The sequence below is a fragment of the Aulosira sp. FACHB-615 genome (assembly GCF_014698045.1).
In the GTDB taxonomy this organism is placed as follows: Bacteria; Cyanobacteriota; Cyanobacteriia; order Cyanobacteriales; family Nostocaceae; genus Nostoc_B.
Window position 1 is genome coordinate 118,231 of record NZ_JACJSE010000005.1, and the last position, 23,451, is coordinate 141,681.

Here is a 23,451-nt window from a genome sequence, read left to right on the forward strand (position 1 = left end):
GAGGCAGGAGGCAGGGAGCAGGGGGCAGGGGGCAGGGGGAGAAGTAGTATCTTTAACTCAGCATGTACACTTCGACTTCGCTCAGTGTACAGCACTCATAACTTTGCCATCGCCAGAATTTCTTTTAGTATCATAACTACTGCAATTCCTATCATTAAAATCAGTGTCAGCTTACCGCCAGGAACAAACTGATTTGTGTGTTGCAGTTGTTGACGTTGTTTCCATGTGGCTAATGCGGGAATAATGCCACCTAAAATTGAGATGCTAAAAGTACCAGCAAAATCTAAAGCAGTGAAGAAAATGCTGGGGTTAATTGCACCTAAACCAAGGGGTGGTAGTAACACCAGGGAATATAAGGGTAAGCGGCTGGTGGGTTTGGTTTGTGTTTTTGCAAAAATATCTTGGAAGAAGTCTAGCAAACCATAAACAAAGCCAATAAAGGATGTGGCGATCGCAAATTCTGAAAAAATAGATACCAACACTCCTAATAATTCTCCACCGCCACCAGCCCGCAGTACTTGGATGGGGTCGAAAATAGTTGTACTATGAATCGTCTCTGGACTGACACTGCCCAAAATTACAGCATTCCAAGCTAAAAACATCACCAAAGGAATTGCTGAACCAACAATAATTGACTGGCGAACTTTACGACTATCTCCTTCTAACTGTGTTACCACCACCGGCACAACGTTATGGTAAAACAAGGCAACTAACATGACTGGTACAGCCGTCCCCAATGCACTCCAGTTTTGAAACAGAAAATGTACACCTTGGACTTGGGTAACTCCTAATAAAAAGAGTCCCAAAAAAGACACAATGACAATTCCCACCAAGAAGTTATTCAATTTTTCAATGAATTTTTCCCGTCCTAAGTACATAATGCTGCCAAACAGCAATGTAAACGCTGCGGTTCCCACCCAGCTAGGTAAATAATTTTCTCCACCCCAAAGATGAGAAATCGCAGACATCAAAATCTCACCGCCTTGGGTAACATAAGCTACCAACAAAGCATAGTGCTGTAACATATATGCCACACCAGCTATTCCTGCTCCCGTAGTTCCCAGGGTGTTTTCAATCATTGCCATTAAGCCCACACTGGGACGACCAGCCGAACGCATGGTATTAACATTAACTTCGGCAATTAATAAACCAGAAACTAAAGTATACAGCCAGACACCAATTAACAAGACTGTTGAAGGAATCACGCCAGAAGGCAATGTCACCGCAGGTAACGCCAAAATTCCCGCACCTACGGTTGTACCTGCAACTAAGGCGGTGCTTCCCAGAACACTCCCCGGTTGATGAGTCAGTTTGTTACCCTCAACCTGCACATGCGAAAACAAGCGTGTGACTTCTTGTTGATGTGTCTGGAAAGCTGTCTTAATTGCGGTCATAGAAAAAAATGTTAACTTATGTAACCAATTATCTTAGCAGAGACTTTTGGTAATCAGTATTTGGTTAAAAAATGTGATTAATGACACTTTTTAAACGAACCGCAAAGGGCGCATAGACGCGATAGCGGTGAAGCAGCGCGGTCTTGGGGGTTTCCCCCATGAGCGACTGCTGAACCCGAAGGGCTTCCCGCAGGGTAGGGCGCGAAGAGAAGCACAAATTACTAACTAAACCTTAGTGAGAGAAGAGGGACAAGGGGGACAAGGGAGACAAGGGAGACAAAGCTTTTAATGCTGTCACCTGTAACCTCTCACCTGTAACCTCTAACTTCCTACAACAAAGCAATTTTTTGCTTGGGTGTATAACTGGGGAAGACTTTACTTAGTTGGGTGTCGTTTACAGATAGATGTCGTGCTAAGACATCAGAAATTACATCTCGAAAATCGGTGGTAACAGCCAAGTCTCGTTTTTCATAAAGTTGGGCTGTTTCTAAACCAGGCCATTCGCCGTAAACTTTACCACCACGGACTTTGCCGCCTAAAACCCACATCACATTGCCATGTCCGTGATCTGTGCCGCCGTTGCCATTTTCGCGTAATGTCCTGCCAAATTCTGACATGACTAATATGACTGTGTTTTGATAGGTGGGGCCTAAACTTTGGGCTAAGGCGGCTAATCCTTTGCCTAAACTGCCTAAGCCTCTGGCTAAATAACCGCGATCGCTACCTTGATTGACATGGGTATCCCAACCACCCAAGGCCATAAACCCTAATTCAATTCTCGGATCTTTAGCCATGAGTTTGCCTAATCTTTGGGCATCACCCGCAAAGCCATCGGGTAAGGGTGCGCCATTATTAGCCATTTTCATTTCTTGGGCTAAATCAGTCATCAAGGCTTCACGAGCAACACGACCTTGATGATAAGTTTGACTGAGGGTATCGTTACCACCATACAATCGGTCAAAGGCGGCACTTACTTGTGGTCTATCTATGGCAATTGGTTTGTTAGCATTTCTCCCAGAGGCTAAATTCGCAACTGGCATTTGACCATTTAAAATGCGTGGTTTGGTTGTACCAACACTCACGGCTTGGATGGGTGTTTTATTGGAGATAGCACCCATTAAGCGATTCATCCAACCTTCGCTCACTCTTTGGTTCCCAGGAATGCCAATTTCCATATAAAACTGCGCGTCAAAATGGGAACGCGAAGGATCAGGGGAACCCGCAGCATGAACAAAGGCTAAATTTCCTTGTTGCCAGAAGGGCATTAATGGGGCTAGGGCTGGATGTAAACCAAAGTGTCCATCTAAATCTAAAACGCCTTTTTCTTGTCCTGGTTTGGCAAGGGCAATTTTTGGTCGGGCTTGATAGTATGCTGGCTCTGCATAAGGCACGACAATATTTAACCCATCTGCACCACCACGCATAAAAATCACAATCAAACGCTGGCGATCGCTTTTCTTGGTAGCAGAATGTACTACCCAAGTATTACAACTAACAGAAGCGATCGCAGTTGTTGAAAACAGTCCTGCTTGGATCAGAAAATCACGTCTTTTCATAGATAATTCGGTATTGCTCAATATACAAGGTTGGGTGGACGAACGGAACCCAACATTCACGCATACTCTGTTGGGTTACGCTATCGCTACACCCAACCTACTATTCTGTTCACTTCGACTTCGCTCAGTGAACAGCACTTAGCACTCTACTAACGACGCATAAATTCTGGGCTACCCAAGACTAATGCGGCTTTGAGTTCTGGAGGACTAGCAGCGATCGCACTTTGGGTTTTAGGCGATAGAGAATTGCCCAAGGTGTTAATTAGCTGTGTTGCATCCAGGGGCTGAACAGGGTTAATGCTTTTATTTTTGGGTTGATTATTGGCTGTACCTAACAGTGGTAAGCGACCACTACCTAACGCAGTGGCAAAGTTGAGGCGACGGTTCATCGCTTCGGGATTCAACCAGACATCTTGTGTATTTTTGTACCCATCTGGAGTGCGACAACCGTACACAGGCATTTCTAACTGTTCCAGGTTACGAGACAGAGGTATGGTGTTGTTAACCTCTAGGCCTGTAGCCCGGACTGCGGAGACAGTATATTGAAATGGAGTTTTAAATTTAGCGTTGAAATATTTTTTATCCCAAAATTCTGGGCTTTGAAATAAAGTTTCTAAAACTGCGCGAATATTGCCATCAGTATTACGAAAGCGTTGTGCCAGACGATCAACTAAACTAGCAGGTGGGCGATCGCTCACAAAATACTGAGCCAATTGATAACTAATATGATGGGCTGTGGCCGGACTTTGCGCCAATATATCTAAAGCTTGTTCGCCTTCAGCTTGACCACTAGCTTTAATAGTGCGTCCTAAAAAAACCTTATCATTAGGATCATGAAACTTGGGGTCAAAGTAAAATACCGATTTGCCATTTGTCTGTTGACCTGGACGTGCTATTCCCCAACCTGTAAAAATTCTCGCTAAAGTAATTACATCTTGTTGTGTGTAGCCACCATCTGCACCCAAAGTATGCAGTTCCATCAACTCTCGCGCATAGTTTTCGTTTACCCGTGGCGTAGCACCAGGACGACGACTAGCTTTGTTTTGCGAGTTGTCTAAATAAACTAGCATTGCGGGATGATGGGCTGTGGCTCCGAGTAAATCACGAAATCGCCCTAAAGCATAAGGTCTGATTGCTTCTTGTTCATACGCTCCCACCCAGTAGCGAGCATTTCCTTTACCAGAATAAACATTGAAATGGTTATACCAAAAGTCCACCATCACTTCTTGCAGTTGGCGGTTACTGCTAGTGGCTCGTAGTAACCGCGCTTTCACGGCTTCTTGTAAAATTTTGCCGCCTCTTCTTTGCAAAGCTTTCTTTTCTTCTGGGGTTGCTTGTGGTGGAGCCTTGAGATAGTTTCTAAGTTCGACTGTATTTAAATTGAGTGTTTCTAATTGCGAAAGCTGACGGGTAAGGCTGGGTGATTCTGATATGGAATTGGGTGAAAGTTGGGCTTTAATATAACGCTCTACACCTAAAGACTCGACTTTTTGAATCTCTCCAGGTTTCGCCCCAAAACTCAACCGATTAATTATGTGTAATATTTTTGGGTCAACAGGCTTATTAGCTGCATAGATGGGGTCACTTCCTACCAACAAGATGAACAGCAACAATACCAAATATCTGGGTTTGACTGTCATAACTTGAGTTATCCTTGCTCAGTTGGCGAACACATCGTTATTTGACTGGCTAACTCGAAAAAAAGTTCAAAATCTCCTCAGTGAATTACTGAATAAATTTAGCTACCTTTGCTAAATCTACATTACCACCACTGATAATTACACCTATTTTTGCATCTTTTACTGACACCACATTGCTGAGTAAGGCGGCGGTGGCTAATGCACCAGTGGGTTCAACGACAATTTTCAGGCGTTCCCAAAGGAAAAACATACTATTAATAATGGCAGTTTCTGAGACTGTCACCATATCATCAACGTAATTCAGCACTAGGGGAAAAGTTAACTTACCTAAACTGGGAGTCCGCACACCATCGGCAATTGTCGGTGGATTAATTACAGTTTGCAGAGTTTTGCTGTGAAAAGAACGAGTTGCATCATCAGCTAGTTCTGGTTCGACACCAATCACTTTACAGGTAGGTAATAGAGCTTTTGTAGCGATCGCACATCCTGATATTAAGCCACCACCGCCACAACAAACTAATAAATAATCTAGTTGCCCAACTTCTTGAATGAGTTCTAACGCTGTGGTTCCTTGTCCGGCGATGACGTGGGGATGATCGTAAGGCGGAATCAAGGTAAGATGGCGATCGCTGGCTAAGGTTTTGGCTAATTCTTCTCGATCAGTTTCATGGCGACTGTATAAAATCACCTCTGCACCATAACTGCGGGTAGCTTGCTGCTTCACTTCTGGCGCATCGTCAGGCATCACAATAGTTGTGGGAATATGTAATAACTTTCCCGCCAGAGCGATCGCTTGGGCATGATTTCCAGAGGAAAATGTAATTACACCCTGTTGTTTTTGAATTTCTGACAACTGCACTAAGGCATTATAAGCACCCCGAAATTTAAATGCACCTGTGCGTTGAAAATTTTCGCATTTAAAAAATACTTCATTTTGGGTGCGATCGTTCACAATTCTCGAAGTCAGCACCGGAGTCTGATGTGCAACCCCCGCCAGTCGCGCCTGTGCTGCTTTTACATCGTCTACAGTGACAGAGTAATGCTGTGACATTGTGGTTATGCTGAGTAATGAGTAATGAGTGCTGAGTAATGAGTTAAAGATTTTACTTCTCACCCTGTCTCCTGCCTCAACCGCGTAGCGGTAAGTCAAAAGGCAAAAATGAAGAATACTTTTGACTTTTGGTTTTTTACACCAATTTGTGTAGGTCAGGACTTACGCATCAAAATTTTCTGTGGAGATTGGGTGTGAGGGTGAAAGGGTATGGGGTGTAAGGGTTTTGGATACTTACACCCTTACACCCTCATACCCCTGCACCCTGTTATAAAACCTTATTTTTTCGTTTTTTTGCGTAAGTCCTATAGGTAAACAACCGTTCACCCACACACTCAATCCCACAAATTAACGGAAGAACAAATATCTTCCACCTATAATTAATAAAAAGATGCCGTACAGTTTCTTCATAGTTTCACTACTAATAAATGGCTGATTGGCAAATAACGCACCAAAAAAATTTCCTACTACTAAACCAATAGCAATCATGACCGCATATTTGATGTTAATGTTACCGCTACGGTAGTAAACTGCTGCGCCTAAAATACCGATGGGTAAAATTTGGGCGGCAATAGATGTACCAGTGGCAAATTTTTGGTCTAGCCCTACTAGTAGTACCATTGCTGGCACCATAATTGCACCGCCACCGATACCAAACATCCCACCAGCAACACCAGCCGCTAAACCAATCAGCAGCATTTGTACAAGAATATTAGACATACAAAATGTTTGTTGTGTGTTGAATCATAGTATTAAGAATACAGAAATCATAAGTCAGAATTTTAGCTGGTTAATTACAGCACTTTTGAAGTAAGTGCGGTACACCATGAGCATTAAGTAATGAGTAATCAGTAGTGAGTAATAAGTAAATTCCTGACTCATTATTCATTACTCATTACTTTTTTCAATCAGTTGCTGTACCTCATAAACATCGAATCTGCTGTAGTTACCCGAAACTATTCAACCCACCCCCAACCCCGTTAGCGGGGCTATAGTGTAAGTGTATGCACAAATCTGAGTTGCACGCATCTCTCCCGCCTCAGAATTTATTCCTAGTACAATAAGGCGGCAATAAACACACCATTTCAAAAGGCGCGAAAGCCAAGAATATAAGTCTTTTGACTTTTGACTTTTGACTTCCGCGTAGCGGTACTAGTCTCATAACGCCAGTCCTCAAAAGAGGACTCAAAAAGAAATTGATTCCAGTCTACTTCAGTAGACTTTAGCTATGAGCCTGGAACTTTAGTTCTAGGCGGGAATGGCTTGAACATAAAAATTTCGACTTGTGTGTACACAGTAAGTTAACAGGGCGGGGAGACGAAACACAGCTTTTTCGGGGTGGGGTTGAAAGGTTTTCGTAAGTAATCAACTGAACTTCTTCAAGATTCTGGCTACTAGATTCTGAATTCTCAATACTTCTTACAAACTCATTTTAGGTGAGAAGATTGATTTAGGTAACATCCCATGAACACCTTTTTGGGGACTATTAACAACTTGGGTGATGCGAAAATTTACCGCTAAACTACACAACACATAAGCCTCTTCTGCTGATAAATTCGCAAAACCTTGTAGAAACGCAATCATATTTTTTAAAGCTTGTTCTAAAGCTGCATCTAAGGTTTCGGCAAAACCCATTGTGATGATGTCTGTTGGGGTTTCAGCAATGGGTGTGGTGAGTGATAAATCTTTGCGGAGGGTGAGAGAAATTCTCCCGTTCATCGAAGTTTCAATGGCTGTAACATTTACTTCCCCGTCTCCTTGAGCAGAATGTCCATCACCGATAGAAAACAACGCCCCAGGGACATAAATTGGCAAAAATACCCGCGAACCTACTTGGAGTTCCCGGTTATCGATATTACCACCATAGTGACCAGGGGGAATCGAACTGCGATCGCTTTGCGGTGTCGCCACACCCAAAATACCAAAAAAGGGTGTGAGGGGAATTTTAATCCCACTGTTAGCTGGAAATTCGGCGATATTATTAGCTAAATCTAGGGGAATGAATCTTAATGCAGGTTGGGTAAATTGTTGTGCTAAAGCTCCCCACCCTGTACGAATAGCATTAAAACCCACTGGTAAACTTGGGGCGATCGCTTCTAATCTTACTTCTAAAACATCCCCAGGTTCAGCATCCCGCACATAAATCGGCCCGGTGAGTAAATGCGGCCCCCCAGCAATTTTGCGTTCATCTGGCAAATTTTGGCAGATATCTACAAATTCTGGCGTGAGAAATTCTGGCGGTGCTTTGTCGTAAATGTAGTAACCAGTGAAGGTTTCGACATCAACAGTGTCACCAGAATTAATTATGAGTGCTGGTTTTAATAAATGAGAGAACCCGCCAAGATGGACTGTTTCTGTGGTGGCTTTTAAGATGTGATGCGTCATGAATAGAGGAATCAAGTTTGATTTCTCAATTTACTTGTGTATGCAGGGCGTAGGGAATAGGAAGTGGGGAGAAAATTATTTACAAAAATTTTTCTACTTACGCTTGACAGGTATACCGCCAACCCCAATGAAGTCATGAGTATTTTAATCCGCCAAATCTTGATGTAATATCTAGATCCCCGACTTTTTCAAAAAGTCGGGGATCTAAACAGCACGACAAAATTGGTCAAAATGCGCGGATGGGTAGGTGTACAAAATCGCCCTTAAGCAAGAATGGCTGGATTCCTTGGAGGGTAAGCTTTTGCAGAAAAATTTAATTAAAATTGTCCGCGCACCTTACATAGTGAAGGTTTCAGCGATTTCATGTAAATCAATTGACATTCCACCATGTTAGAATTATCCCATCCGCGAAACCGCACCTTGAAAACTAAATACACCAAGCTTTTCCGGCTCCCGCAATTGCAATTCAAACTAATCCCTATTAGGGATTGAAACTTGAAATCGATGAAACCGCGATCGCTCCAGCTAGTAAAATTGCAATTCAAACTAATCCCTATTAGGGATTGAAACGTAAATAGTTAATCTTGCTTGCTCGTAGGCATCGGATGTAGATTGCAATTCAAACTAATCCCTATTAGGGATTGAAACTAGCTGGAAACTTGCCTTTAGCTGGAGCAGTTCGATTGCAATTCAAACTAATCCCTATTAGGGATTGAAACGCAGCTAGTTTCACTACGATCACTACCTCTGGCGCTGCAATTGCAATTCAAACTAATCCCTATTAGGGATTGAAACTTAACGCAGAAATACAAGCCATGCTTGACTACAAAGATGGATTGCAATTCAAACTAATCCCTATTAGGGATTGAAACATCCAGGACGACCGGGCAAGGATGGAAAAGACGGTAAAGATTGCAATTCAAACTAATCCCTATTAGGGATTGAAACCCAATAATAGTATTTCCCTTTTTCCTCCCATAGAATTGCAATTCAAACTAATCCCTATTAGGGATTGAAACTTATTGATGAACAAAATATAATACTGCGGCGATCATTGCAATTCAAACTAATCCCTATTAGGGATTGAAACGTTGTATTGGGAATCGGTTAAGCTAATGGTTAAAGATTGCAATTCAAACTAATCCCTATTAGGGATTGAAACCTACCCTCCAATTGATGCTATAATTAATGGCAGTTGATTGCAATTCAAACTAATCCCTATTAGGGATTGAAACCTTTAAGTTAACCCCAGCGATATCGCGGTGTAGGGTGGTTGCATTGCAATTCAAACTAATCCCTATTAGGGATTGAAACCCGTAGCCACCAGATGAGAGCATACCTACCGCAAGGAATTGCAATTCAAACTAATCCCTATTAGGGATTGAAACTTCCAATTACCTGTTTGCCAGATATCCCGATTATGAGATATTGCAATTCAAACTAATCCCTATTAGGGATTGAAACGAACAACCATTGAATCCTCTCTGAAACATCCTCTATTGCAATTCAAACTAATCCCTATTAGGGATTGAAACACGCGCCGATCTTTCTTTACTTCCCAAAAAACAGATTGCAATTCAAACTAATCCCTATTAGGGATTGAAACGTTACCATTTAAGAGTTTTAGATTATCCCCAAAATATTGCAATTCAAACTAATCCCTATTAGGGATTGAAACACATCAACTTACACTGCCTTATGAAAATTTTGTCTGTAATTGCAATTCAAACTAATCCCTATTAGGGATTGAAACATCTACCAAGTAAAACAAATCACAGGGAAAGCGACTTGGAAATTGCAATTCAAACTAATCCCTATTAGGGATTGAAACCAACCTGTAATATCCACGCTTGCAATATTCCTTTATTGCAATTCAAACTAATCCCTATTAGGGATTGAAACACTTGCTCCATTCAGCAAATTAAACAATCTGCATTGCAATTCAAACTAATCCCTATTAGGGATTGAAACTATCACAGCTTTCCTTTTCATTTCTGCACCTCTGGTAACATTGCAATTCAAACTAATCCCTATTAGGGATTGAAACACATCATCACGATTGTCAGCGTTATTTGCTTATTTATTGCAATTCAAACTAATCCCTATTAGGGATTGAAACTTATCCTTAATTAATTGGTTGGTTTGTTTTTTAGCAACATTGCAATTCAAACTAATCCCTATTAGGGATTGAAACGCACCCTAGCCACACCCATACAAAATAAGCCATTTTGCATTGCAATTCAAACTAATCCCTATTAGGGATTGAAACTTTACCATTGATACCATCAAAACCATCCCTACCATCTATTGCAATTCAAACTAATCCCTATTAGGGATTGAAACAAGCCCAGTCCTGAACATTGGGAAGAATGGCGAACGGCTAAATTGCAATTCAAACTAATCCCTATTAGGGATTGAAACTCAAGGTTCCGTTTTTTTGGTAGTACAGTGCTACTGGATTGCAATTCAAACTAATCCCTATTAGGGATTGAAACTCAGCTTCTAAATAATCCATATCTGTACAAGGATAAGATTGCAATTCAAACTAATCCCTATTAGGGATTGAAACGTCTTGACCGCGATCGCAAAATACATCATCTTCAAACACTGCAATTTAAACTAACCCCTATTAGGGATTAAAACCATCGATTTACTCTGTATTTATTATATGGGTCGCCCGGGATTCGAACCCGGAACTAATCGGTTAAAAGCCGAGTACTCTACCGTTGAGTTAGCGACCCTTTTGCTTTGTTTGCAACTTTGCCATCATAGCACAAACACCATTGGATTTGTAAAGGGGTTTTTAGAAAAAACTTGCCGTCAATCTAACAGATGCTTGATAGCTGGCTCCTGGCTCTACCACAGTCAAATTTTCGCCTGTGTTTAGAGAATTGCGCGGCGCACTCCAAGGTTCCAAACAATAAAAGTCTTTGCCCTTGAGCGTCCAAAATACCACGATGGGATATTCATCGCCGTAATCTAAAGTCAATTTTAATTTACGACTGTTGTCTGTGACTGTAGCTGAATTAGCAGTTAGTTCCTTAAAGGCAACATCAATCTCATCCAAATTGAAATCAAAATTCCCACCAAAGAATTTTCTTTCCTTAGTTCTCTGGTCTTGATACTCACCAGCCGGAATCGCAAACTCTAGCTGAGTTTTATCTGGGGCTTGGAAGTAAGGATGAAACCCGGTAGAAAAGGGTATTGGTGTGGCAGAAGAATTATGCAGATGTTGTTGAATTTCGAGAGTATTCCCATTGATTTTGTAACTGAAACTTAAATCAAAATCAAAGGGATATACCGCTTTTGTTTGCTCGTTGCTGACCAAATGAACTTTGACATAAGTTGTCTTGTCTTCCGAGACTTCCTCAAGTTCCCAAGGCAAATCACGGGCAAAGCCATGCTGTTTGAGAGTATATTGCTGCCCATTGTGAGTATAAGTGTTATCAGGTAAGTTACCACAGATGGGAAACAATATGGGATTTCCGCCCCTAATACTCAAATCAGGATGAGTAAAGCGTTCTTTATCCAAGTAGAAAATTTCTTGACCTTGGACTTGCCAGCTAGTAATAATCCCACCCCGTTCTGGGACAACTTCTATCTGATTACCAGTGGTGTCGTCAGCCAGAATATAAGTTTTGTATTGTCTTTGTTCAATGGTAATTTTAGGCACAAGATGAGTCCTTAGAGGTTATAGGTTACAGATGAGAGGTGAGAGGTGAGCCACTGCGGTGGACGGGTTTCCCGGCATAAAGCAAGTGGCGAACCCGGAGGGTGAGAGGCTGAATACATATTTCTAGCCTCTAGTTTCTAGTACAAAAAGGCAAAAGTAAAAGGTCAAAAGGAAAAAGAAAGAATAGTAATACCACAAGCCTTTTAGCAATTTCTTATGGTCACTTAGCATGGTCGAAACATGGTCTGTTTATTTTCACCGAACTGTACTAACATCTAGTCTCTAGTGCAACTCGGCGGAAATTAAAGATACCATTTCAAGTAGCGAAAAGCTTGTGATATGAGCTTTTTGACTTTTGACTTTTAACTTTTGACTTCCGCATAGCGGTACTAGTCCCTCATTTCCCACTCCCTAGTCTCTGACAACTACTCGTCTTCTGCAAAGATAAAGCGATACAATTCGCTAGGATCAGGTTCAGGACTGCTTTCGGCAAACTTCACAGCCTCATCAATTAAGTCTTGAATCTTCTTGTCAACTGCCTTAAGTTCTTCCTCAGTTGCCAAATTCTGTTCCACCATATAAGCAGCCAGTTTCTTAATTGGGTCACGGGAGAACCAAAATTCTTTCTCGGCTTTGCTGCGTAACTCGTCTGGGTCGGCTAGGGAGTGACCACGGAAGCGATAGGTGAGGGCTTCAATTAATGTTGGCCCTTCTCCAGCACGGGCGCGGGCGACGGCTTCTTGGGCGACAGAATGAACTGCGAGTACGTCCATGCCGTCTACTTCTACGCCCACCATGTTAAACACACTGGCTTTTTTATAAATTTCTGGGTCGGAGGTGGCGCGGTCATGTGCCATCCCAATTGCCCATTTATTATTTTCCACCACAAAAATAATTGGCAGTTTCCATAAAGCTGCCATATTCAAGGTTTCAAAAAATTGACCGTTGTTAGCCGCACCATCACCAAAGAAGCAAGCGGTTACTTGGTCGGCTTTTGGGTCGCCCAAAACTTCACGGCGATATTTGCTTTGAAAAGCTGCACCAGCCGCCACAGGAATGCCTTCAGCCACGAAAGCGTAACCACCTAATAAGTTATGTTCCGCCGAGAACATGTGCATGGAACCGCCACGTCCTTTGCTGCAACCTGTAGCTTTACCGAATAATTCGGCCATAACTTCACGGGCTGGAACTCCCGCACTCAAGGCGTGAACGTGGTCGCGGTAGGTACTGCTAACGTAATCTTCTCCCGGACGCATTGCCTTGATAACGCCAGTCGAAACGGCTTCTTGACCGTTATATAGGTGGACAAAACCAAACATTTTGCCCCTATAGTACATTTCAGCGCATTTGTCTTCAAAAAAGCGTCCTAACACCATATCTTCGTACAGCATTAAGCCTTCCGCTTTGGTGATTTGGGCGCTGGCAGTATCAAATTTAGGTAACGTCCGTTCTTGAACCATTATTTTTTTAGTATCCCTGTTGTCAAACTGAAATTTACCATGTTAAATAGGCCGATGTTTGGCCTGGTTGTGCTGAAGACAAAAACTAAAAATTTGGGCGCTAAGTAGGATAATTGGGATATAGAGGCAAAAAATAGGTGAATTTTGGATTTTATCGTCGCTATCTGCGATTTTTACACCCTAACTGCCATAAATGACCTTGAATGTTGCCCTCTGGCGTTTTACAATCCCAACTTCTGTACAGATGCTATCAATCAGGATAGCTTTGTTTCTGCATATCTATTAACAATTTCCCACAAATAAACGCCGCAATTGCATTTAGCTTGCTAGATATGGGAATACGGTTTGATTCCTGAATCTATTTGTGTAGGCAGGGAGTAGGGAATGGGGAGTAGGGAGTAGGAAAGAAGGCTGAACTGGGTGTACTGATTTTTTTCCCAAATCAAATATGAGTCCTATAAGTAAGTCGCTGGGAAAAAACAAAACTATCTTAAGAAAGGTTAACTAAACTAAAACCTTCTTCCCTCCTGCCTTCTGCCTGGTTGGTGAGCGAAGCCGAACCACTGCCTCCTGCCTTTTCCTATCTACTTAGTTGTAACTCAAGGTCTAAGTATGGTAACATTTTGTTCCTTGTAATTATCACGCATCTACCATTACAAGTATTGCTACTATCACTCCAGAGCCAGGGCAAACACGTAAGTATAATGTCAAGCAGATAAACTTATTTATTTAGGTATGTCGATTATGATGAGCGATCGCAGTAAAATTTGGCAGTGTTTAATGGCTGATAGCAGTTATACACAAGGAAATACTAAGAATTAAAACAAAGTTTCCCTCTTATCTAGGCGAAGTTAAATTAATAGTACTAAAATGTGTCTCAAAATTTTAGAGGGAACAAAATTAATTGTTGCAATATACACTTAATAGTGTAAGTCCGGCGCGGTGTTATTCACCGTAATATTGTGGCACGGTTTTACATACCTGGAATGCTCTAGGTGGATTATGTTGATCTCGGTGCAGGGGAAGTAGGCTGTGCGAATTCCGCTAGATTACTACCGAATTTTAGGACTACCGTTAGCGGCAAGTGAAGAACAATTGCGGCAAGCATATAGCGATCGCATTGTACAACTGCCACGACGGGAGTATTCTCAAGCAGCAATTTCTTCTCGTAAACAAATTATAGAAACAGCTTACGTGGTTTTATCAAATCCAAAAGAACGTAGCAGTTACGATCAGCTTTATCTGTCCCATGCTTATGATCCTGATGGCACGGCTACTGCCACAGTCACCGCAGGCAACCGCACAGAAACTAGTCATGATCTTGATAGTCAAGGCCTGAGTATTGACGTTCCCCAACAGGAATTAGTCGGGGCGTTATTAATCTTGCAAGAGTTGGGGGAATACGAACAAGTCCTCAAACTCGGTAAAACATACCTTGCTAACCATAATGGTGTCGCCTCGGCCAAAATTGGCAATCATCCCATCGAGGAAGACTTTCTCGAAAGCAGCGAACATCCAGATATTGTTTTGACTGTGGCTTTGGCCTGCCTAGAATTAGGGCGGGAACAGTGGCAACAAGGTTATTACGAAAATGCCGCAGTTTCCTTAGAGTCTGGGTTAGAAATGCTGGTGAGTGAAGGCATATTTTCCAGCGTCCAGGCAGAAATTCAAGCCGACCTTTATAAACTACGTCCTTATCGGATTTTAGAATTACTACAGTTATCTTTAGAAAAAACAGTAGAACGTCGCCGAGGCTTAGAATTATTACAAAGTATCCTGGAAGATCGCGGTGGCATTGATGGCACTCACAACGATCAATCGGGTTTAAGCATAGATGATTTTCTGCGATTTATTCAGCAAATCCGCCACTATTTAACAGTTACAGAACAGCATAAGTTATTTGAAGCCGAAAGTAAGCGCCCATCGGCAGTAGCTACTTACCTCGCCGTTTATGCTTTGATTGCTAGAGGATTTGCCCAACGTCAACCCGCTTTAATTCGTCAGGCTAGGCAAATGCTACTGCATTTGGGTAAGCGTCAAGATGTGCATCTAGAACAGTCACTTTGTGCGTTGTTGTTGGGACAAACCGAAGAAGCAACCCGCGTTTTGGAAATGAGTCAGGAATACGAAGCTTTAGCTTTTATTCGGGAAAAATCCCAGGACTCGCCTGATTTATTACCGGGTTTGTGTTTGTATGGCGAACAGTGGTTACAAAATGAAGTGTTTCCCCATTTTCGGGATTTATCCAGACAGCCAGCCGCACTCAAAGATTACTTTGCTAACCCCCAAGTGCAAGCGTATTTAGAAGCATTACCTACAGATGCCGAAACTACCAACGAATGGGGTTTCATTAATCGTCAACCTGTTAACGCACCGCCAGCAAATCACCGTCAACCAAATACGCCTGGGGTTTCTCGTCCAAATCAAGCTAAAATGCCAGATTTGGATTTACCAGAAACTCCCAACCATAAACGACCTGAATATTCTCAGGTACCGCTACCGAGAACCAATACCCCACCTGCACCAGCTATGGCTAGTCGCACCCCAACGCCGGAAATTCCCGTTGCGTCTTTTACTTCCCCAGACCGGACAAACAACACAACAGGTCATCATCTCAATGGTAAAAGTGCTGCGCCCCATCCGACACCAAAGCGCCGACGACGGAAGCCGACAAATCAACCTGTTAACCGAGAACATAGGTTAGATAATAACCGCGATCGCCGACCTCGCCAACGCCGCCCTGTCAGCAGTGTAGACCGCAAAACCAGATTAGTCTGGACAGTATTTGCTTCCTTGGCTGGGATATTAGTTTTTTGGTTAATCATTTCCACCACCTTTGGCTGGTTGAAAGATATCTTTGCCCCATCTCCAGGTTTACCAGAAAACCCCTTAGCAATAAAACTTAATCAACCACCCATCAAAATTCCTGATGCCAATAGTGAATTAATGCCACCTGACGGCCCCCTCACCGATGCAACCGCCGAAGAAGTAATTCGGACATGGCTTTCTACCAAGGCTTTAGCATTAGGGCCAAACCATGATGTTAACAGTTTAAATAACATTTTAACTGGCGCATCTTTGTCTCAATGGCGGTTAGTTGCCCAGCAAGATAAATTAGATAACCGCTATCGCAAATACGACCACAGCATCAAAATAGAATTTGTCAGTAAAAATGACCTAGACCCAAATCGCGCCGCCGTTTTAGCGACTGTTAAAGAAGCAACACAGTTTTATGAAAATGGTCTGAAGAAAAAGTCTTCTAACGAAAGTTTGCGGGTTCGTTATGATTTAATTCGGCGCGATGGTATGTGGCGGATTCAAAGTATGTATGTGGTGAATCAAATTACAATGAATTTTTAAAGTCTGAAGTGTGAAAGGGAGAAAGTTTGATTTGTGATCATTGTGTCTTTCAGATCCCCGACTTCTTTGAGAAGTCGGGGATCTTATTTATCACGAATGATTTTGAACGCTAGTTATAGCAGTAGCAAACAGGAGCATCCCACTTTTTTTAATACGTCATTGCGAGCGCAACGAAGTGGAGTGAAGCAATCGCAAAATCCCTCACTAAGAACGAGTCCATGCGATTGCTTCGTCGTGCCTCCTCGCAATGACAGGATTATTATTTTGCTGAGTAATAAAAACTGGGATGCACCCGTAGCAAACTTGCTTAAGACATCGATAAATAATAAGACTTAGACACCACAAAGCTTTTAACCCTGTCACCTGTCACCTATTACCTGTCCCCTACTATAAAGTTAAATAAATCTAAAAATAACTTGATAATATAGCTATGTTGTTTGCAGTTTGTAACATTAACTGCATGACTTATTGCAGTTTGTAAATATTTTTTGTAACTGCAAGGAATATTCCTTTAGACTGAAACTCAATTGCAAAATATTGGGATCGAGGCCAATGCAGTCGATGAATTTCTTGTGTCATGATTTTGTAGTTGCGGTCTCCTTTGGTGCTTGTATTCTTGGTTTAGTATTGCTTTGGGACGGTAAGCAACCAAAAGATGACATAGAAGAAACAGAAAAGATTTTGTTTAGAATGAGTTTTTCTTACTGGCTGGTATATTGTGTTGCTTTTGCCTTAGAAAAAGTCATTTTACCTGATTGGGAATCTGTCGTGATGTCTTTGAAAATCACCGCAGCTTTGTCATATTTCTTAACATTTTCTTGTATTCTGAGTTTGCCGCTACATAAATTCGCCGTGCATCGAGTTGAAGAATAGTCAGAGAAAGTGTGAAGTATGAAGTATGAAATGAAATCAACTAGACAAAAACGAGCTAGTAACTAACTGTTAAGTTGATTTATGTTTCATGGCGATCGCGATCGCTGTTTGTAGTTCATCCTGAACTAAACTAGTCAGGATGAACACCTCTTGCACTGTCTTACCTTGTCTAGCGATAATTTTGTAACCCCCGCGAATTGGGACAGATATACGTAATTGCATTTTGGGGCTATGACCTTTTACCCGCCCAATTACGCCTGGGGTAATGGTGTAAATGCCTTCTTGCAAGCAGAGATTTTCTAAAATGGGAATCAGACCAGGAAGATGGGTAGAGTGATTCCAAACGAGTCTGCCATCTTTGCGTTTATTTGCTTTCTGCGAGTTTGTGGTAGATTTATCCATGATCTTAAGCCGCTTCTAGGGGAGCCATTGTTAAACCGGCTCGGCGCAGCTGTTGGTGATACAATTCTGCTGGTTCTTGCGGCCCTACCCAAACGATCGCTTGTCCTTCATAATGTACCTGATTCGTTAAATCCCAAGCGCGATCGCTAGTCATATTCGGGATATACTTCATCAAGCACTCAGCGACGTGTTGAAAAGTATTGAAGTCATCGTTCAACACAATCACCTTGTAATTAGGATATTGTTTGCGAATAGTTTGACTAGACCGTTCAGGAGCAATAGTTGGTGCTGTACCCATCCCGTAAACAGCTACTGAAAGTCTTGTAAGCATAAAATAGTCGGCTACCTGGATTCACAAAACTACATTATAAGTGAATAGTTTAGTCCATAATCTAGCCAGAGAATAGGGAGTTGGGAGTTGGGAGTTGGGAATGGGGGTTGACAAATGACCAATGACCAAAAATAGGTAAACCTAGCAGGAAGCACATCACAGACAACCTGCTAGGAGGAAAAAATTTATTCTCGCCATGTTTGAAGGGTAGAGCTTATTTAAAATCAATAATGTCTATCCTTCGTTAGAATAACCAAATTGCTTGTACAACAGGGTTAAGAAAAGTCAATCAATTAGTTAACGCTTTGAAAAAGGGAACAGGCTTCGGCAAGATAATAGAGCGAACAACAAAGACAAGGGAGGCAAGGCAGACAAGGGAGAGAGATGTTGATAAATTATTTAACGCGATGTGCGACTTACTTTTTGAAACCCCTCTCCAAACCTCTCCCCGAAGCGGAGAGAGGCTTTGAGTCTTGCTCCCCTTCCCTACGAGGGAAGGGGTTGGGGGTTAGGTTTGATATAAAGTTGCACACGGCGTTATTTAGGATTGCTATAGCTCATAATATTAAACAGACGCTTCATACTTCTTAACTATTTAGCTTTATTAAAACAATGGCGAGAGATTTGCGGGGATTCATCAAACTTTTAGAAGAAAGAGGACAATTACGGCGAATTTCTGCCTTGGTTGACCCAGAATTAGAAATTGCGGAGATTTCTAACCAAATGCTGCAAAAAGGCGGGCCGGGGTTGTTGTTTGAGAACGTCAAAGGCGCTTCTTTCCCCGTAGCGGTGAATTTGTTGGGGACAGTGGAAAGAATCTGCTGGTCAATGAATATGCAGCATCCCCAAGAATTAGAAACCTTGGGTAAAAAGTTGAGTATGCTACAGCAGCCAAAACCACCGAAAAAGATTTCCCAGGCGATAGATTTTGGGAAAGTGCTGTTTGATGTCATTAAAGCCAAACCAGGGAGAGACTTTTTTCCGGCTTGTCAGCAAGTGGTAATTCAAGGGGATGATTTAGATTTAAATACTATACCTTTGATTCGTCCTTATCCTGGTGATGCTGGCAAGATTATCACCTTGGGGTTAGTCATTACCAAAGATTGTGAGACAGGTACGCCGAATGTGGGTGTATATCGCTTGCAATTGCAATCGAAAAACACCATGACTGTTCACTGGTTATCAGTGCGGGGTGGGGCGAGACACTTGCGGAAAGCGGCAGAACGTGGGAAGAAATTAGAAGTAGCGATCGCTCTTGGTGTAGATCCATTAATTATCATGGCAGCTGCTACACCCATCCCGGTAGACTTATCAGAATGGTTATTTGCGGGGTTATATGGCGGTTCTGGTGTGCAGTTGGCAAAGTGTAAAACTGTTGATTTAGAAGTTCCGGCTGATTCTGAATTTGTCTTAGAAGGAACAATTACCCCAGGAGAAGTTTTACCAGACGGGCCTTTTGGCGACCACATGGGTTATTACGGCGGCGTGGAAGACTCGCCCTTAATTCGCTTTCAATGTATGACGCACCGCAAAGACCCGATATATTTAACCACATTTAGCGGTCGTCCACCCAAAGAAGAAGCGATGATGGCGATCGCACTCAATCGTATATATACCCCAATTCTGCGCCAACAAGTCTCAGAAATTGTGGATTTCTTCTTACCAATGGAAGCTTTAAGTTACAAAGCCGCGATTATTTCCATTGATAAAGCCTATCCCGGACAAGCACGCCGCGCCGCCTTAGCCTTTTGGAGTGCGTTACCGCAATTTACCTACACCAAATTTGTGATTGTCGTCGATAAAGATATTAATATCCGCGACCCCAGACAAGTTGTTTGGGCTATCAGTTCTAAAGTTGACCCCACCCGCGACGTGTTTATTTTGCCAAATACACCCTTTGACACCTTAGATTTTGCTAGTGAAAAAATTGGTTTAGGTGGACGGATGGGAATTGATGCAACTACCAAAATTCCCCCCGAAACCGAACATGAATGGGGCGCACCACTAGAATCTGATCCTGATGTCGCCGCAATGGTAGAACGAAGATGGGCAGAATATGGTTTAGCAGACTTGCAGTTAGGCGAAGTTGACCCCAACTTATTTGGTTATGACATGAAATAGATCAGGACTTACGCTTTTTGTGAAGAATGGGTGTAAGGGTTTTAAATTAGTACATCCCTATAAGCCTTCACCCGTCCCCAAACCATTGATTTTTCGTCTCACGGTGTAAGTAAGTAACCACGCAAAATTAATTACAGTCATTGCGAGCGAAGCGAAGCAATCCCAGCCCTTGCGATTGCTTCATTTCGCTTCGCTCCATTCGCAATGACTTTGTGTAATTAATTATGTTTAACTACTTACCAATTTTTTTAGACTGGTGTGGGTTGGGTGGAGGAACGGAACCCAACATTCTCAAGGCTGATGGAAAAAAGTAATGAGTAATGAATAATGAGTAATGAGTCAGAAATTTACTTATTACTCATGGTTTAACTCGCTTACTTCAAAAGTGCTGTGTGTGCAACTTTACATTCAATTGGTATAAGTTTATTCAAAAATCAAATCAGATTCTTATATTTATTCAGTTAGCAAACTAGGCGAAGTTAACACAAACACATCCCGAATACCTAACCCATCAACTTGCGGTTTAATGGGAGTCGTAAAATGGAAAAATTTATGGTCATTAACTAATAATAATTCACCAGAATTCAGCACTTTACTAAAAACTGGCTTTTCTTTTTTCGCTGTATATAAATGTGTTTCTCCACCTTGGATATTTTCTCTAGCCACAGAGAATATCCCAATAAAATCTGTGCCATCTTGATGGATACCTTCAGGGGCGGGATTACCCATATTTTCGGCGGAACAGATGGTTCTGATTTGATGAACTCCGATTTCTGCTTCTGGGTGCAGTTTACAAGAGTCGCTAAATGCTAAGACCATCTTTTTAAAGATATCAAGCTCAATAATGCTATCTTCTAATTCTGCAAATTCTCTTTTAATATCTCCCAATAAGGGGTTATATGTTTTGCTTTGGAAGAGGTAGCCATGCGGTAGTTTAATTAAATCATTCCCGGAAACGGTAAACCGGGATAATCTTCTTAAACGATAATTGCCCTTGATATAAGGATCAACTGGCAAATTATTAAAAAATGGCTGAAAACCTTCTGGATTAATAGAATTTACCTTTCTTAAGGTGAACAGAAAAGCATATTCTAATTCTGTTGATTCCCATACTTTTTGCATAGGATTGACCTGCTGATTAGGTTTAAATCCTCCGCTATTTTTCTTTCTCGGAGGCTTATACCACCGAGTATATGATACTTTTTATTAAACTGTCGTTAAATTGACTACAGAATTTGACAATTTGTGATAAAGCAATAACTTTGTAAAGAAGGTAGGAGTGAGGGGAACAAGGGAAGGGAGACAAGGAGGACAAGGGAGATAAGGCAATACGGTTCAGTTAAGAAAATAAATTAACTGCTACACATAAAACATATCTATTTTTTGGAGGGGGATTGGGGGACGCAACCGTCTCCCAATCGGGGGTTTGGGGGAGAATCCCCCAAGTCTTGGTTCTTCTGAAATCAATAAGCTGACAACGTTAACTGAACCGTATTGGGAGATAAGGGGGATTTTCGTCTTTTATTGCTTGACAAGGTTTGTTTGTAATATGTATACTACAAAGAGTCGGGTGAAAAAGTTTTCTATGATACAACCGAAACTGCAAATTACAGAACCACCCTTTCATTAGCTGGCGGTGTTGAATCATATTGCTAAATATAATTACGCAGGCACATTTGAAGCTCATATTACAATCTGTGCAGAGTCACCAGCTACAGTACAGCACTTTCAACAGATTTGTCGGCAGTTAAAGATTAAATGTATTTTGATTGAGTTACCTGTGGGAGTGGTGCGATCGCAACCAATGACCGCATCCCATCATCGGGGAACTTTGCCGGAAGTTTACACCGAAGTTTACCACCTTGCCCAAACAATTTCCCAGGCAGGTTTTTTGGTGACGCGGGTGAAAATTGAAGCAATGGTGTATAACCAAGACATCCCGGTGACAGATCAGGAAGTTTTGCAGCATCCTGCAAGCAATTATTTTGAGTTTCACATCAAAGCCTTGCTGGCAGATAATACCGACTTAGAAGCTTTGCGCCAACATTGTGCAGTCCAAGGCGCACATTTATCTAGCAATGCTTTTAAACAGAAAACTCATAGCCAACATCAGCGATTTATTACCTTACGGTTGTATGGAATAGGACGGAACGCGGCACAAGACCGCTTTCAGAAACTCCTGCAATCACTACGGTCAAAGGGTATTTCTTTAGTGCAACCACAGCAAGAATATACTGTGTTTGATAGCAACATCGGGCTTGATGCTGGCTGGTTGGGAGGTGTAAATAATCATGCTTGAGCAAATTTTACAGGACATTTCGCAAACAAGCGATCGCCCACTTGCAGAAGTCCTGAATTATCACCTCCTGGAAAGTCTTTTGCGTCGTGTTGCTAACTCCACTCACACCGCAGATTTAGTGCTGCGTGGCGGAATGTTAACACGGTTGTGGGTTCCCCCAGGGCATCGTATTGCAGTTGATGTCGATTTTCTGGGGTTATATCCCTTTGATATTGAATCCACAACCAAACGCTTTCGGGAATTGCTGGCGACTGAAGGATTTAGTGACGGTGTGGTTTTTCATTTAGAATCCCTAGAATCTTATGGTATTTGGTTGGAAGATCCATTTCCTGGTGTGCGCCTGCAACTTGATGCTTCCGTACTAGATTACCGTCAAAAGCTGCAAATTGATGTCGGCTTTAACGATCCCCTCGTTCCCCCCGCCCAATGGATTGAATATCCTACCTTAGTGACAGCAGAACCAGTAAAACTTCTAGCCGCTAGACCAGAATTAATGGCGGGTTGGAAACTACACGGTTTAATTGAACAAGGTGCTAAACGCTGGCGCGGTAAAGATTTGTATGACCTGATGTTGCTGGCGACAGTAGTACCGTTAGATAAAACATTGTTGCCAGAAGCTATCAAAATAGCTTTTAGTAGTCATAATGCTGACTTGCAAGAAGTACTGACAATTCTCTCTCAACCCCAATGGTGGAATACAGGGAAAAATCGACGGAATTGGCGCTATTACTGCCGGAAAGTGCCGACACAAATCATGCCTGATGATTTTATGACTGTTGTGGCAAAAGTCACTGATTATTGGCGACCGATTGTTGCTAAACTGTAGCAAAGTGCTGAGGTAAGTCAAAAGGCAAAAATGAAGAATACTTTTGACTTCTGCGGCTTTGTCGGAATGCCTTCTGCCTT

At 42.1% G+C, this 23,451-nt stretch carries 16 protein-coding genes, 1 tRNA gene and 1 CRISPR repeat array; of the genes, 5 read left to right on the plus strand and 12 right to left on the minus strand.

The window, feature by feature from the left end; translation table 11 throughout:
- Positions 1-95: 95 nt before the first annotated feature.
- The 9 genes from H6G77_RS10105 to pdhA all read right to left on the minus strand — a co-directional run bounded on the left by H6G77_RS10105 (position 96) and on the right by pdhA (position 13,159).
- Positions 96-1,394 carry an amino acid permease gene (locus tag H6G77_RS10105; protein WP_190871492.1) on the minus strand — a complete coding sequence of 433 codons (1,299 nt, stop codon included), beginning with the start codon at positions 1,392-1,394 and terminating at the stop codon, positions 96-98.
- Between the two features lie 329 nt (positions 1,395-1,723).
- Complete coding sequence (locus H6G77_RS10110; RefSeq protein WP_190871493.1) at positions 1,724-2,950, minus strand: DUF1501 domain-containing protein; 1,227 nt, start codon at positions 2,948-2,950, stop codon at positions 1,724-1,726.
- 149 nt (positions 2,951-3,099) lie between these two features.
- Entirely contained in the window at positions 3,100-4,590 is a 1,491-nt protein-coding gene (locus H6G77_RS10115) for a DUF1800 domain-containing protein (RefSeq protein ID WP_190871494.1), read from the minus strand.
- An 85-nt stretch (positions 4,591-4,675) separates the two neighbouring features.
- Positions 4,676-5,641 carry a threo-3-hydroxy-L-aspartate ammonia-lyase gene (locus H6G77_RS10120; RefSeq protein WP_190593543.1) on the minus strand — a complete coding sequence of 322 codons (966 nt, stop codon included), beginning with the start codon at positions 5,639-5,641 and terminating at the stop codon, positions 4,676-4,678.
- Positions 5,642-5,989: 348 nt separating this feature from the next.
- Complete coding sequence (locus tag H6G77_RS10125) at positions 5,990-6,361, minus strand: sulfite exporter TauE/SafE family protein (protein ID WP_190593546.1); 372 nt, start codon at positions 6,359-6,361, stop codon at positions 5,990-5,992.
- Positions 6,362-7,060: 699 nt separating this feature from the next.
- A complete protein-coding gene (locus tag H6G77_RS10130) occupies positions 7,061-8,026 on the minus strand; it encodes an acetamidase/formamidase family protein (protein WP_190593547.1) in 966 nt (321 codons plus the stop codon).
- Between the two features lie 458 nt (positions 8,027-8,484).
- A CRISPR array of direct repeats spans positions 8,485-10,669; the repeat unit is 37 nt; unit sequence ATTGCAATTCAAACTAATCCCTATTAGGGATTGAAAC.
- Positions 10,670-10,695: 26 nt separating this feature from the next.
- A tRNA-Lys gene (locus H6G77_RS10135) sits at positions 10,696-10,767 on the minus strand.
- A gap of 62 nt (positions 10,768-10,829) precedes the next feature.
- A complete protein-coding gene (locus H6G77_RS10140; protein ID WP_190871495.1) occupies positions 10,830-11,699 on the minus strand; it encodes an aldose epimerase in 870 nt (289 codons plus the stop codon).
- A gap of 425 nt (positions 11,700-12,124) precedes the next feature.
- A complete protein-coding gene (gene pdhA, locus H6G77_RS10145) occupies positions 12,125-13,159 on the minus strand; it encodes a pyruvate dehydrogenase (acetyl-transferring) E1 component subunit alpha (protein WP_190593551.1) in 1,035 nt (344 codons plus the stop codon).
- A gap of 1,032 nt (positions 13,160-14,191) precedes the next feature.
- Between pdhA and H6G77_RS10150 the strand changes: the two genes are divergently transcribed.
- Positions 14,192-16,519 (plus strand): IMS domain-containing protein, encoded by a 2,328-nt coding sequence (locus H6G77_RS10150; RefSeq protein ID WP_190871496.1) that lies wholly within the window; start codon positions 14,192-14,194, stop codon positions 16,517-16,519.
- A 552-nt stretch (positions 16,520-17,071) separates the two neighbouring features.
- On the plus strand, positions 17,072-17,392 hold the full coding sequence (locus tag H6G77_RS10155; protein WP_190593554.1) for a hypothetical protein: 321 nt from the start codon (positions 17,072-17,074) through the stop codon (positions 17,390-17,392).
- A 69-nt stretch (positions 17,393-17,461) separates the two neighbouring features.
- Here the strand turns inward: H6G77_RS10155 and H6G77_RS10160 are convergent, their stop codons facing one another.
- Positions 17,462-17,794 (minus strand): DUF2103 domain-containing protein, encoded by a 333-nt coding sequence (locus H6G77_RS10160; protein ID WP_190593556.1) that lies wholly within the window; start codon positions 17,792-17,794, stop codon positions 17,462-17,464.
- 4 nt (positions 17,795-17,798) lie between these two features.
- A complete protein-coding gene (gene clpS, locus H6G77_RS10165; RefSeq protein WP_190593558.1) occupies positions 17,799-18,125 on the minus strand; it encodes an ATP-dependent Clp protease adapter ClpS in 327 nt (108 codons plus the stop codon).
- Between the two features lie 612 nt (positions 18,126-18,737).
- Here clpS and H6G77_RS10170 point away from each other — a divergent pair.
- Positions 18,738-20,246, plus strand: coding sequence for a UbiD family decarboxylase (locus H6G77_RS10170; protein ID WP_190871497.1), 1,509 nt, complete (start codon positions 18,738-18,740; stop codon positions 20,244-20,246).
- A 453-nt stretch (positions 20,247-20,699) separates the two neighbouring features.
- Here the strand turns inward: H6G77_RS10170 and H6G77_RS10175 are convergent, their stop codons facing one another.
- A complete protein-coding gene (locus H6G77_RS10175; RefSeq protein WP_190593634.1) occupies positions 20,700-21,368 on the minus strand; it encodes a 2OG-Fe dioxygenase family protein in 669 nt (222 codons plus the stop codon).
- Positions 21,369-21,882: 514 nt separating this feature from the next.
- Between H6G77_RS10175 and H6G77_RS10180 the strand changes: the two genes are divergently transcribed.
- Both H6G77_RS10180 and H6G77_RS10185 read left to right on the plus strand, forming a co-directional pair.
- Positions 21,883-22,545: a hypothetical protein gene (locus H6G77_RS10180; RefSeq protein WP_313933883.1), complete on the plus strand. Its 663-nt coding sequence runs from the start codon at positions 21,883-21,885 to the stop codon at positions 22,543-22,545.
- Positions 22,538-23,371 carry a nucleotidyl transferase AbiEii/AbiGii toxin family protein gene (locus H6G77_RS10185; RefSeq protein ID WP_190871498.1) on the plus strand — a complete coding sequence of 278 codons (834 nt, stop codon included), beginning with the start codon at positions 22,538-22,540 and terminating at the stop codon, positions 23,369-23,371. Before H6G77_RS10180 ends, H6G77_RS10185 begins: the two co-directional genes overlap by 8 nt.
- Positions 23,372-23,451: the final 80 nt, after the last annotated feature.